This is a genomic window from Parvimonas sp. M20 (genome assembly GCF_035282425.1).
Classification (GTDB): Bacteria; Bacillota; Clostridia; order Tissierellales; family Peptoniphilaceae; genus Parvimonas.
On record NZ_JAYKBQ010000004.1, the window covers coordinates 76,707 to 90,109 of the forward strand.

At 28.7% G+C, this 13,403-nt stretch carries 11 protein-coding genes; all 11 read left to right on the forward strand.

Going from position 1 to position 13,403, the window contains the following annotated elements; all coding sequences use genetic code 11:
- The first annotated feature begins 3 nt into the window (after positions 1-3).
- The 11 genes from VJI93_RS03300 (at position 4) to VJI93_RS03350 (ending at position 13,345) form a co-directional block, all read left to right on the forward strand.
- Positions 4-3,027 (forward strand): type I restriction endonuclease subunit R, encoded by a 3,024-nt coding sequence (locus tag VJI93_RS03300; RefSeq protein WP_323999198.1) that lies wholly within the window; start codon positions 4-6, stop codon positions 3,025-3,027.
- 235 nt (positions 3,028-3,262) lie between these two features.
- Positions 3,263-4,156 (forward strand): flavodoxin domain-containing protein, encoded by an 894-nt coding sequence (locus VJI93_RS03305; RefSeq protein WP_323999197.1) that lies wholly within the window; start codon positions 3,263-3,265, stop codon positions 4,154-4,156.
- A 260-nt stretch (positions 4,157-4,416) separates the two neighbouring features.
- Positions 4,417-5,157, forward strand: coding sequence for an alpha/beta hydrolase (locus VJI93_RS03310; protein WP_323999196.1), 741 nt, complete (start codon positions 4,417-4,419; stop codon positions 5,155-5,157).
- A gap of 29 nt (positions 5,158-5,186) precedes the next feature.
- Positions 5,187-5,546: a DUF6176 family protein gene (locus VJI93_RS03315; RefSeq protein ID WP_323999195.1), complete on the forward strand. Its 360-nt coding sequence runs from the start codon at positions 5,187-5,189 to the stop codon at positions 5,544-5,546.
- A gap of 27 nt (positions 5,547-5,573) precedes the next feature.
- The gene (locus VJI93_RS03320; RefSeq protein WP_323999194.1) at positions 5,574-6,335 is read left to right on the forward strand and encodes a class I SAM-dependent methyltransferase; all 762 of its coding nucleotides are present in this window, start codon (positions 5,574-5,576) and stop codon (positions 6,333-6,335) included.
- A 29-nt stretch (positions 6,336-6,364) separates the two neighbouring features.
- The gene (locus VJI93_RS03325) at positions 6,365-7,279 is read left to right on the forward strand and encodes an alpha/beta hydrolase fold domain-containing protein (RefSeq protein ID WP_323999193.1); all 915 of its coding nucleotides are present in this window, start codon (positions 6,365-6,367) and stop codon (positions 7,277-7,279) included.
- Between the two features lie 49 nt (positions 7,280-7,328).
- Positions 7,329-7,658: a nuclear transport factor 2 family protein gene (locus VJI93_RS03330; protein WP_323999192.1), complete on the forward strand. Its 330-nt coding sequence runs from the start codon at positions 7,329-7,331 to the stop codon at positions 7,656-7,658.
- 159 nt (positions 7,659-7,817) lie between these two features.
- Positions 7,818-9,272, forward strand: coding sequence for a glutamate--tRNA ligase (gene gltX, locus VJI93_RS03335; protein ID WP_323999285.1), 1,455 nt, complete (start codon positions 7,818-7,820; stop codon positions 9,270-9,272).
- A 7-nt stretch (positions 9,273-9,279) separates the two neighbouring features.
- Entirely contained in the window at positions 9,280-10,980 is a 1,701-nt protein-coding gene (locus VJI93_RS03340) for a DUF2207 family protein (protein ID WP_323999191.1), read from the forward strand.
- 53 nt (positions 10,981-11,033) lie between these two features.
- Positions 11,034-12,749, forward strand: coding sequence for a DUF2207 family protein (locus tag VJI93_RS03345; RefSeq protein ID WP_323999190.1), 1,716 nt, complete (start codon positions 11,034-11,036; stop codon positions 12,747-12,749).
- 47 nt (positions 12,750-12,796) lie between these two features.
- Positions 12,797-13,345: a LemA family protein gene (locus VJI93_RS03350; RefSeq protein WP_323999189.1), complete on the forward strand. Its 549-nt coding sequence runs from the start codon at positions 12,797-12,799 to the stop codon at positions 13,343-13,345.
- The last annotated feature ends 58 nt before the right edge of the window (positions 13,346-13,403 follow it).

Below are 13,403 nucleotides of genomic sequence, written 5' to 3' on the forward strand. Positions count from 1 at the left end.
TAGATGTCAGAGGAAACGAGTAAATACAGTGTGTCAACTATTGCTGAGATGACAGGAGGAATTATCTTAGCACATTATGACAAAAATAATAGAGTTGATGCAAGTTCATATCAAAGTGAAGCTGAGCTTGAAAGAGAGTTGATAGCTAATTTAGTTTCTCAAGGATATGAAAGAGTAAAATTTACAACAAGTGAAGAATTGTATGCAAATTTAAAAGTTCAAATCGAAAAATTAAATGATATATCATTTTCAAAATCTGAATGGGAAAGATTTTTAACTGAGTATTTGGATTGTCCAAAGGATGGAATGGTTGAAAAGACAAGAAAAGTTCAAGAGAACTATATTTACGATTTTATTTTTGATGATGGACATTTAAAAAATATAAAGATTATTGACAAGAAAAATATTCACAATAACTCTTTACAAGTTGTAAATCAAGTTACTGCTGGAGAAAAAAATCAAAATCGTTATGATGTAACTATTTTAGTAAATGGCTTACCTTTAGTTCATATTGAGTTAAAAAAGCGGGGAGTACCTTTACAAGAAGCATTTAATCAAATTCACAGATATAGTAAAGAGAGTTTTAATTTAGATCATTCTCTTTATAAATTTGTGCAAATTTTTGTAATCTCAAACGGAACCTATACTAGATATTTTGCAAATACAACTGCGAAAAATAAAAATAATTATGAATTTACTTGTGAATGGGCTGATGCTAAAAATAAGGTTATTCGTGATTTAGAAGATTTTACTAAAACATTTTTTGAAAAAAGAGTTATTCTTGAAGTACTTACAAAATATTGTGTTTTTGATGCAAGTAACACTTTGTTAATTATGAGACCTTATCAGATAGCAGCCACAGAAAGAATTTTATGGAAAATAAAGTCGAGTTATGAGGGTAAAAAGGCAGGAACTGCTGAAGCTGGTGGTTTTATTTGGCATACTACAGGTTCCGGAAAAACTCTTACTTCTTTTAAAACTGCAAGACTTGCAACAGAACTTGAATTTATTGATAAAGTATTTTTTGTAGTTGATAGAAAAGATTTAGACTATCAAACTATGAAGGAGTATCAAAAATTTCAACCAGATAGTGTAAATGGAAGCAAGGACACTAAAGAACTTAAAAAATCTATTGAAAAAGATGACAATAGAATTGTTGTTACTACAATCCAAAAGTTAAACGAATTTGTAAAGAAAAATCCTAATCATCCAATTTATGATAAACAATGTGTACTTATATTTGATGAATGTCATCGTTCACAGTTTGGAGATGCACAAAAAAATATCAGAAAATCATTTAAAAAATATTATCAATTTGGATTTACTGGAACTCCAATTTTTACTGAAAACACATTTACTGGGGTTATAACTTCAGATATTTTTGGAGTTAATCTTCATTCTTATGTAATTACTGATGCGATTAGAGATGGAAAAGTTTTAAAATTCAAAGTAGATTATAATAATATTACTCCAAAATTTAAAGAATATGAAATGGAAATGGATGAGGAAAAGCTAAAGAAATTAGAGAAAAAAATGCTATTACATCCTGACCGTATAACTGAAATTACTAAATATATTTTAAAGGTTTTTGATACCAAGACACATAGAAATGAGTTTTATGATTTAAAACGCAGAAGATTAAATGGATTTAATGCAATGTTTGCTGTTCAGAGTGTAGAGGCTGCAAAATTGTATTATGAAGAATTTCAAAAACAACAAGAGGCTTTACAAGAAGAAAAGAGATTAAAAGTCGCTACAATTTATAGTTTTTCTGCTAATGAAGAGCCATCTGCAATTGGAGAAATAGAGGACGAAAATTTTGAACCGTCAGCTATGGATTCTACTGCTAAAGAGTTCTTGAATAGGGCGATAAATGACTATAATAAACTTTTTAAGTCAAACTTTTCAACTGAAGGAAAGGAATTTCAAAATTATTATTCTGATTTATCTAATAGAGTAAAGAATAAAGAAGTTGATTTGCTTATTGTAGTTGGAATGTTTTTAACAGGTTTTGATGCTCCTACATTAAATACCTTATTTGTGGATAAAAATTTAAGATATCATGGGCTGATTCAAGCATTTTCAAGAACTAATCGTATCTTAAATAAAGTAAAAACATTTGGAAATATTGTATGTTTTAGAAATTTGGAAAGAGCTACAGAAGATGCGATTAAAACTTTTGGAGAAGCAAATGATATCAATGTAATTTTAGAAAAGAGTTATGATGAATACATCAACGGCTTTACAGATGAAGAAACAGGAAAGAAATTTAAAGGTTATAAGGATATATGTGAGGAAATAATTGCTAAATTCCCTGACCCAACTGAAATTGTACTTGAAGCTGATAAAAAAGAGTTTGTACAGCTTTTTGGAGAGTTGTTAAAGGCTGAGAATATTCTTAGAAATTTTGATGAGTTTGAAAGTTTTGAAAAAATTATTTCTGAAAGACTAATGCAAGATATGAAAAGTGTATATGTCGATATCAGAGAGAGTATTTTGAACGAAAGACGAAGCAAAGAAGCTGAAGAAGCACAAGTTGACTTTTCAGATGTTGAATTTCAAATTGATTTGCTAAAGACTGACGAAATTAATCTAGATTATATTTTAGCTTTGATTCTTGAAAAGGCAAGAGAAAATGACGATATCGAAAGTTTAAAAGCAGAAGTTCGTAGAGTAATCAGATCAAGCCTTGGAACAAGAGCTAAAGAAGATTTAGTTATGGAATTCATTAGCAAAACAAGATTATCACAGTTGAAAAATACTGACGATATTATTGAAACTTTTTATGATTTTGCAAAAAAAGAAAAAGTAGTTAAAATTAATCAACTAATTGCTGAAGAAAATCTAAACGAAAAAGCCAATAGATTTATAGAAAAATCCATATCCAAAGGTTATGTGGAATATGCAGGAGATGAATTAGACGGTATAATTCCACCACTATCAAGAAGAGGTGGAGTAAGAGAAAAGAAAAAAGAAATTGTGTTGGAAAAAATAAGAAAAATAGTTGATGTTTTTGTTGGAATTTAGAATAGTTATTTGATTAGACGGTAGAGATACCGTCTTTTTGTGTGAAAATTTATGTATCTACGATATATTTACTTTTGCTTACAAACAAAAGTAGGTCTGACGGAGGAATTGTATCAAATAATAAAATGACTCTGTAAATTTTCTAAAGTTCTTATTAAATTACTTTTTGTTAGCTAAATTTGGCAAAGGGTATATTTAAAATAGTGGTACTAAAGTTGAAAAGAGGCGAACAGATATGAGTAGTGCTATGGAATATAAGAGTAATCAAAATTTAGAGCTTTCTTTAGATGATAATATTTTGGATGAGAGAGAATCTTTTTCTCCAAAAGTTAAAGTAATTTATTTTTCACCTACGGGAACTACTAAAAAAATAATTAAAAATGTAGTTAAAGGAATTGAGTCAAAAGAAGTAGATTATGTTGATTTAACAAAGGAAAATAGAATTTCTAAAACAGAAAATATTGATACAAGCAAAGCTGATTTGATTATTTTAGGGGCTACGGTTTATGGCGGATTTTTGTATAAAGAATTTAGAAATTATATAAAGAATATTGATTTTAATAATAAAGCTGTCGCTATAGTTTTACTATATGGAAATGCTACTATTATGTTTTCAAAAAGAGAGATTATTTCTATTGTTAAAAAGAATAATGGCAATGTTGTGGGATATGGAGAGTTTATAGGAGAACATTCTTATTCAACAAAAGAACTACCCGTTGCTATAAATAGACCGAATTCAGAAGATATCAATATGGCAATTTCATTTGGAAATGCAATAAGAGAGGAATTAAAAAATAATATAGAAAAGAATAAAAGCTTAAGTTTATTTGATAGATTTATAGGCAAAGTTGCTGATATAAAACCTGTACATACTGGGAGAAGAATATTTACTATTCCTAAAACTGATTATGAGCTTTGTGATAATTGTGGGGTATGTATAAAAAAATGTCCTAAAGCTTGTATTGATAATCACATTATAACGGATAAAAAAGCTTGTATTGTATGCATGGCTTGTGTAAAGGCTTGTCATAAGAATGCTCGTATAAGCAAGGCAAAAAATCCATTGATAAAAATGGGATTGAAAAAAATTAATAGAAATAAAAATGAATCAAAGTTTGTTGTTTTTTAGAATTAGTAGACTTTGTGTTTTAATTAAAAGAAATTAGACGGTAGGGATGCCGTCTTTTTTGTTTTAAAAAATAAATTTGTATTCTATGTATCTTCGATATATTTTTTGTATAAATTTTTCTAACTTGCAAGCAAAAAACTATTTGAGAGAGTGAGAAATCACTCTCTTTTAAATTTATATATAGATTAGAATTGTAACAAGTGGTATAATAGAATTAAATTAAAAAGATTATTGATAATACGGAAATTAAGGAGCAAAAAATGAATTTTGTTGATATTAATGAGGGTGGCGAAAAAGTAATATTACTTATTCATCCTATGTTATCTTCTGCCGAGGGAATGAAATTTTTAATTGCTGACAATATATTAGGGGATTATAGATATATAATTCCGGACTTATCAGCACATGGAAAGTCAAGAGAAGTATATAAGTCAGCGGAAATGGAAGCTAATAAAATAAAGAATTATTTAATTGAAAACGGAATAGATAAGATAAATTTAGCTTTTGGAGCCTCTTTAGGTGGAGTAGTATTGTTAAATTTATTAAATAGCAAGGATATAATTGTAGATAAATGTGTTTTTGAAGGAGCTAGTTTGTGGCAAAAAGCCTATTTTTTAGATTTTCTTTTTAAGAAAATTTTTTTGAGAAAACATAAGAAAGCTCTTAAAGATAAGAATTTTGCTGTAAAAAAAATGACTGCTCTATATGGAGCGGAATTTGGTAAAATAATGGCAGAGTCTTTTATAAGGATGGATGATGAAAGTATTGTGAATATAATTCACGACTGTTCTTTTGTAAAAATTCCAGATTTATCTAAGGATGAGCAAGAAAAGCTAATTTTTTGTTATGGTTCTAAAGAGTTTGATTATAAAGAAGCGAAGAAGGTGATACCCAAAAAACTACCTTATATTAAATTAAAAGTATGGGAAGGTTATGGGCATTGTGATAAAATTACAGAAGATAATTTAGAATATTGTAAATTTTTAGAAAGTCAAATATAAAAAAAAAGTACTATTTTTTGGGGGAAAGTATGAATATGGAATTATCACGATTTCGTGTCAGAAAAGGGAAGTCGGAAGTAGTAGATAAGTGGATGAATTTTTTAAATGAAAACATGGAGGAAGTATTACTTACTTTGGACGGAGAGAGAATGTATGTAGAAACTATTTTTAGAGAAAAATGTGATGATGAAAAGTATCTTTATTGGTATTCAATTCAGGGAGAAAATGGAATAAGAGTGGAAGAGTCTGATTCGTGGATAGATAAAAAGCATCTTGAGTATTGGGATGAATGTATAGATAAAAATTATTATGTTGAAATGTCAATGCAAGTTTCTATGATTCCTCATCATATAGCTAATTTGATGACGGATAATTCAATTGTTAGATAAATAAAATAGATATTTAAGGAGAAAAATATGGATAAAAAGACACTTTTAAAGCAATGGTTGCATGAGCAGAAAATTGCTCATATTAAGGGTTGGGATTTTTCTCATATTAGAGGAAGATATAGAGAAGAAGATGATCTTCCATGGGATTTTGGAAGCATTATAAAATGTTATTTAAGAGAAAGTGATTATTTGTTGGATATGGAAACTGGTGGTGGAGAATTTCTTTTATCTTTTCTATTAAATCCTAAATATACTTCAGCAATTGAAGGCTATGAGCCAAATATTAAGATATGTGAGGAGAGACTTATTCCTTTGGGAATAGATTTTAAACCAGCCGATGGTGGTGATGAACTTCCTTTTAAAGATAATTATTTTGATATTATTACAAATAGACATGGTGAATATAATATTAATGAACTTAAAAGAGTTCTTAAAAGTGGAGGATTATTTCTTACACAACAGGTTGGTGCAGAAAATGACAGAGAATTAGTGGAACTTTTAATAGGAGATGTTGATATTCCATTTCCTAAAGCTTATCTGAATATTTCAAAACAAGAATTTATAGAAAATGGTTTTGAGATTATTGAAGAAGTAGAAGCTTATAGACCGATAGAGTTTTATGATGTTGGAGCTCTAGTTTGGTTTGCAAGGATTATAGATTGGGAATTTCCTTATTTTGAAGTTGAAAAGTATAAAGAAAATCTTTTTAAAGCACAGGAAATTCTTGAAAAAGAAGGAGTAATTAAAGGGAGAATTCACAGATATTATTTTGTTGCAAGAAAGAAATAAAGAAATTACATTTTTAGGAGGAATGAAAAATGTCTAAGTTATCTTTTAAATATCGTTTTTTTAAATTAATTATTAAGCTTATTGGGGTTAAAAAGTATTTTAATAAAAGTGAATCAGAAATTATTTCAAATGCTAGAAAGAGAATGAAAAAGACAAAGATTCCAGTTCTTTCTCATAATGAAATCAACTATGAAATCAAAGAGTTTAATGGAGCAAAGGTTGCGTATATAACACATAAAAAGCCAACAAAAAAAGCCTGTCTATTTATAATAGGAGGAGGGATGGTTATGCATCCAAGTAAGAATTCTATTAAGACAGCTTTAAGAGTAGCTCTTGAAAGTGGTCGTAATATGGTTATTCCATATTATCCATTATGCATAAATCATACAATTGATGAAGTGTATGAATGGATGTATAGTTTATATAAGTCAATGCTTAATGAATATAATGTTTCAGATATTCTTGTTACAGGAAGTTCTTCCGGTGCAACTCTTGCATTAGGACTTGTATCATATATAAATATTTCAAAGAAAGATATTGAAGTTCCAAAGAGAATATATGCATCATCTCCAGGAGAATGTTTTAAAGATGCAGATTTGATAAAAAAAGGAGAAATTCTTGATAAAAAAGATATTTTATTGACTTTATCATTTGTTAAAATTTTTGGTAAAATTATGGCTCATGGAAAAGATATGCCAGAGTACATGCTGTATCTTGAAAAGGGTAATTATCATGGAGTAGAGGAAGTCTATCTTTCTTATGGAAGTGATGAAGTGCTTTATGCTGCATATGATACAATAAAAGATAAACTTGAGAATGATGGAGTTAAGGTAATTTCAGAAATAGGAGAAAATTTGTTTCACTGTTATCCGTTCTTTCCTATTGTAAAGGAAACCAAGTCCGGTTGGGAAAATATGTTGCAATATCACAAAACTAATGAATGAGTATATTTAGTTTTTAGATAAATTAAAAATAAATGAAAGCAGGAAAACTATGGATAATAGAGATATTTTATATGTATTTTTTAAGGCTGAAAATGAGCGTAATTGGGAATTGTACAAACAGTTTTTACATCCAGAAGTATGTTGGGAATTGTTCAGCAAAGAAAAGAAAAAAATTGTTGGAATAGAAAATTATATAAAAACTATAAAAAATGCATATCTAAATACGGATTCTAAATTTTCGTGTATAGATATGCAGATTTCTAAAAGCGAAAATAGAATAGTCACTTATTTAGTAAATAATTTTGGTGTTCGTTCTTTGGATATTTTTGATTTTAAAGATGGAAAAATATATAGAGAATATGAGTTTATTTTAGATTGATAAATTAAAATTGTTAAATACAAAAAAATTACAGAATTTTTGACGGTAGAGATACCGTCTTTTTTATGTTAATTTTTTTGATTTTTGTACTAATTCTTTACAAAATAATGCAATTGATATATAATTATTGTAAGTTTATGTTATTTTTTTAGGAGGAAAATAGAAATGGTTAGATTACGTTTTGCACCAAGTCCAACAGGATATTTACATATAGGAGGACTTAGGACTGCTTTATATAATTATTTATATGCTAAGCAAAATGGAGGAAAGTTTTTGCTTAGAATTGAAGATACTGATAGAACAAGATATGTTGAAGGGGCTATAGAAAATTTGATTCACGAACTTAAATGGGCAGGAGTTGAGGCAGATGAAGGTGTTTGTCTTGATGAAAATGATAAGATTACAGAAGTTGGTGAATGTGGTCCATATATTCAATCTGAAAGAGTTGAAAAAGGGATTTACAATAAATATGCAGAGGAACTTATTGAAAAGGGTTATGCTTATTATTGTTTTTGTAGCAAGGAAAGACTTGATGATATAAAAAATCAACAAAAAGCTGATGGAAAAATTCCAAGATATGACGGACTTTGTAGAGGAGTTAGCATTGAAGATGCTAAGAAGAGAATTGCAAATGGCGAAAGTTATGTAATTAGATTAAAGTTACCGGAAAATAGAGATATTGTTTTTGAAGATGTAATCAAAGGCAAAATTACAATAAATACAAATGATATGGATGACCAAGTTTTAATTAAGGCTGACGGTTTTCCAACTTATCATTTTGCTGTAGTTGTTGATGACCATTTAATGGGAATTACTCATATTGTAAGGGGAGATGAATGGATTTCATCAACTCCTAAACATATTTATCTTTATGAAGCTCTTGGCTTTGAAAAGCCTACTTTTGTTCATTTACCAACAGTTTTAAATAAGAGCGGAAAGAAATTATCTAAGAGAAATGATGATGCATCTGTTGAAGATTTCAGATTAAAAGGATATTTACCGGAAGCACTTATAAATTATCTTGCTCTTGTAGGTTGGAGTCCAGAAAGCAATGAAGAAATTTTATCTTTAGATGAAATGGTTAAACAATTCTCCTTTGATAGAGTTTCAAAATCTGGTGGAGTTTTTGACGTAGATAAATTAGATTGGGTTAATGCTCAATATATAAGAAAGATGGAAGTTTCAGAACTTGCAAAACTTGTTAAACCTTATTTGGTTGAAGCTGGTTTTGTAAAAGAAGATGTTTGTGAAAAGAGACTTGAGCTTATCGCTAAGACTTTCCAAGAATCTATTTCAAGACTTCCTGAAATTGTAGATCAATCAAGATTCTTATTTGAAGAAGTTGAAGTTGAGGCTGATGCTTTAGAAATGAGAAATGTAGAACATATAGGAATTTTAAAGGAAAAAATAGAGGAAGAATTATCTCAAATCGATGAAATTGATGAAGTGATTGCTAAGGACTTTATGAAAAAAGTTCAAAAGGCATCAGGATTTAAGGGAAAAGACTTGTATATGCCGGTTAGAGCATTGCTTACTGGTCAAGTTCATGGACCTGAACTTTCAAATATTTTAGAAATTTTAGGAAAAGAAGAAATTTTAAGAAGATTGGTATAGTTGGCTTATGAAAAATTTTAAAAATATTATAAAGAGACTTTTTATATTCTCTTTCATATTAATTGGTTTTTTTATAGTACCTTCAAATAATTCTTTTGCAGATACTTTTTACAAAAACACAATAAATGTTAAAATTAATAAAGACGGAAGTGCTGATATCGAAAGCATTATGGATTTTGAGCCGTCAAAGGGAACTGAATACTACGTTCCAATAGAAAATTTAGGGAAAAGTGAAATTTTAAATTATAATGTTTCTGAAATCATAGAAGGGAAAGAAGTTCCTTATGAGACTTTAAAAACTTGGAATGTAAAGCAAACGAAAGAACAAAAAGCAAAGAAAGCTGGAATTGTAAAGACTAAAAACGGCTATGAACTCTGTTTTGGATTTGGAGAATATAAGAGAAAAACTTTTGTTTTAAGATATAGAGTTACTAATTTTATAAAACTTTTAAAAGATTCTGATATGATTTATTGGCAATTTGTTAATAAGAATTTAAATTCTGCTCCAAAAACGGTAAAAATTACTATTTCAAAAGCTGAAGGTAAATTCGATAATACAAATGCTAAGATTTGGGCTTTTGGAAATAAAGGAAAGATTGAATTTTTAAATGGGAAAATAGTTTTTAATAGTTTGTCAGGACTTTCTAGCTCTAATTATGTTACAGTTTTAGTTAAATTAAATAAAGGAGAAATAACTTCCGGGGAAACAATAAATAAAGATTTTTCATATTATCAAGATTTAGCTTTTAAAGGTTCAGACTATACTAAAAACAACGCTAAAAAAAAGTTGATGCATGATGTTACACTTTTCGTTGTAGCACCGATAGTTGTATTCGCTTCTTTTCTTACTGTATTATTCTTAGTTAAAAAGAAAGGATATAGTAAGGGTGATTTTAAAGGAGAATATTATAGAGATATTCCTGAAAAAGAATGGTGGAAATTGTCTTATATATTAAAAAATGCAGGTTTTGATGGTAATGAGGCAATATTTAGAGCATATTTTCTAAAATGGATTCAAGCTAAGCTATTAATACCTATAACAGAAGAAAAGGGAGTTGTTTTTAAAAAGGATGTTTTAGCTCTAAAAATAAATGAAGATGCTCCTAAAGAATTTGATACGAAAATAGAAGAAAAATTTTATACTATGGTTGTAGAAGCATCTATGGGAGATGGAATTTTACAAGAAGATGAATTCTCAAAATATTTAAAAGATGAAATTAAGCAACATAGATTTCAAGAATTATCAGAAGAGTTAGAGTTTTTATCTCTTGACTATGCAAGAGAAAACAATCTTTTTGATAAAAAAACAAACGGTGAATGGACGAAAAAGTATAATGAAAAAGGTAAGGGCTTTGTCGCTAATTTAATAAAATATTATAATTATTTAAAAGATTTTTCTTTGTTGAGTGAAAGAGAAATTTCTGAGATAAAAGTTTGGAAAGAACTACTAATTTATGCTACACTTTATGATGTTACAGATGTCGTTGAAGAACAATTAAGAAAATTATCTCCAGAAGTATTAAATAATATAAATGTAGATTTAGACTCATTCCATACGGGAGTTATTTATTCTGATACTTTCTCTAATAATTTTGTAGATGCTTATTCTAGTAATGTATCAAGCTTTTTTGGTGGAGATGGTGGATACACAAGCACTGGTGGAGGGGATGACTCCTTCGGCGGTGGCGACGGTGGTGGAACTCGTTAACATAGAAATAGATATTATATAACAAAATTTAAAAAGATTTATTAAGGAGGCTTATGAAAAATTTTAGAAATGTTATAAAAAGGCTTTTTATATTCTCTTTTATATTACTAGGTTTTTTTATAGTACCTTCCAATAATTCTTTCGCAGACACTTTCTATAAGAATGAAATTAAAGTTAAAATTAATAAAGACGGGAGTGCTGACATCGAAAGTATTATGGATTTTCAACCAACAAATGGGACTGAATACTATATTCCAATAGAAAATTTAGGAAAAAGTGAAATTCTAAATTTTAAAGTTTCAGAAATTCAAAACGGGAAAGAAGTTCCTTACGAGAGTTTGAAAACTTGGAACGTAAAACAAACTAGAGAACAAAAAGCTAAAAAGTCAGGAATTGTAAAGACTAAAAATGGTTATGAACTTTGTTTTGGTTTTGGAAAATATAAGAGAAAAACTTTTGTTTTAAGATATAGGGTTACAAATTTTGTAAAACTTTTGAATGACTCTGATATGGTTTTTTGGAAATTTGTAAATGATAGGCTAAATGCTCCTCCAAAAGAAGTAAAGATTACCATTTCAAAAGTAGGAGGGAAATTTGACAATACCAATGCTAAAATTTGGGCTTTTGGTAATAAAGGGAAGATTGAATTTTCAAATGGAAATATAGTTTTTACTAGTTTAGCAGGACTTTCTAAGTCTAATTATGTAACTATTTTAACTCAGATAAATAAAGGAGACTTTGCTTCTGGGGAAACCATTAATAAAAACTTTTCATATTATAAAGATATGGCATTTAAAGGTTCGAGTTATAAGAAGAATACAACAAAAAATAAATCAAAAGTTCCTTATAGAACAATTATTAGAGCTATAATATTTTTAGTTGTTGCTATTTCTGGAGCGACTGCTGCAGTTGTATCAAATAAGAAATTTAAAGGTGGACATAAAAAAGGAGAGTTCAAGGGAGAATACTATAGAGATACTCCTGAAAAAGAATGGTGGAAATTATCTCTCATTTTACAAAGTGCAGGTTTTAGTGGAGCGGAGGCAATTATTAGAGCATATTTTCTAAAATGGATTCAAGGGAAACTTTTGCTACCTATGACTGAAGAAAAGGGATTTATTTTTAAAAAAGAGGTCTTATCCTTACAAATAAATAATAAATCAAATTATGAGTTTGAGACTTCTACAGAAAGAAAATTATTTGATATGGTTAGAGCTGCTGCTAGAGATGATGAAATTTTACAAGAAAATGAATTTTCTACTTACTTAAAAAAGACAAAAAATCAAAATGCGTTTAAATCAATTCAAGAGACTTTAAAACAAGCATCCGTTACTTATGCTCAAAATAATGACTTTCTTGTTAAGAATAGTAGAGGGAAGTCGACATATACTTACAACGATAACGGGAAAGACTTTACAATGCATCTAGTAAAGTATTATAATTATTTAAAAGATTTTTCTTTATTAAGTGAAAGAGAAGTTTCTGAAATAAAAGTTTGGAAAGATTTATTGATTTATGCGACACTTTATGATGTGGCTGAAGAAGTTGAAAAGCAAATGAAGAAACTATCTCCAGAATTTTTGGAAAGTTACGATGTAGATGTTTATTCATTGCATACTGCAATGGTTTATTCTCATGTATTTTCTAGTAACTTTTTAGATGCTTATACGAAAAGTGTTCAAAGCTCTTCCGGTGGAGGCGGAGGCTTTTCAAGTATCGGCGGAGGAGGAGGCTCCTTCGGTGGTGGTTCCGGTGGTGGAACTAGATAATTGGGTATATATTCAATGAAATATATAAATATAGAAAGGAGAAAATTATGGTAATATTATATGTAATTTTAGGAGTTGTTGTTTTACTATTATTATGGCTTATGACAAGCTACAATAAATTAGTGAGACTAAGAGAAATGGTAAAAAATGCTATGGGACAAATAGCTGCAAATGTTGAATCAAGATGGGATGCTTTAAAATCTTTAATTGATGCAACTAAAAAATACTCTGAACATGAAGCTGAAACATTGGAAAAAGTTGTTCAAGCAAGAGGAAGTGTAAACAGTAGCAGTACTGTAAAAGATATTGAAGCTGATGATAATATGTTTACTCAAGCTTTATCAAGACTTGCTGTTGTAGTTGAAGCATATCCTGATTTAAAAGCCAATGACTTGTATCTAAATACAATGGATAAAATCGATGAATATGAACAGGATGTAAAGAACTCAAGAATGATTTATAATGATATGGTTACTAAATTTAATAGAGTTGTGTTAGTATTTCCAATGGTATTAATTTCAAGAATGTTAGGATTCAGCGAATACGAATATTTCAAAAATACAGAATCAAAAACTAATCCACCTAGCTGGGATTAAGGATATTACAGTATTAAAAGTACTCGAAAGGGTACTTTTTTTAGTTGAGTTTTTATAG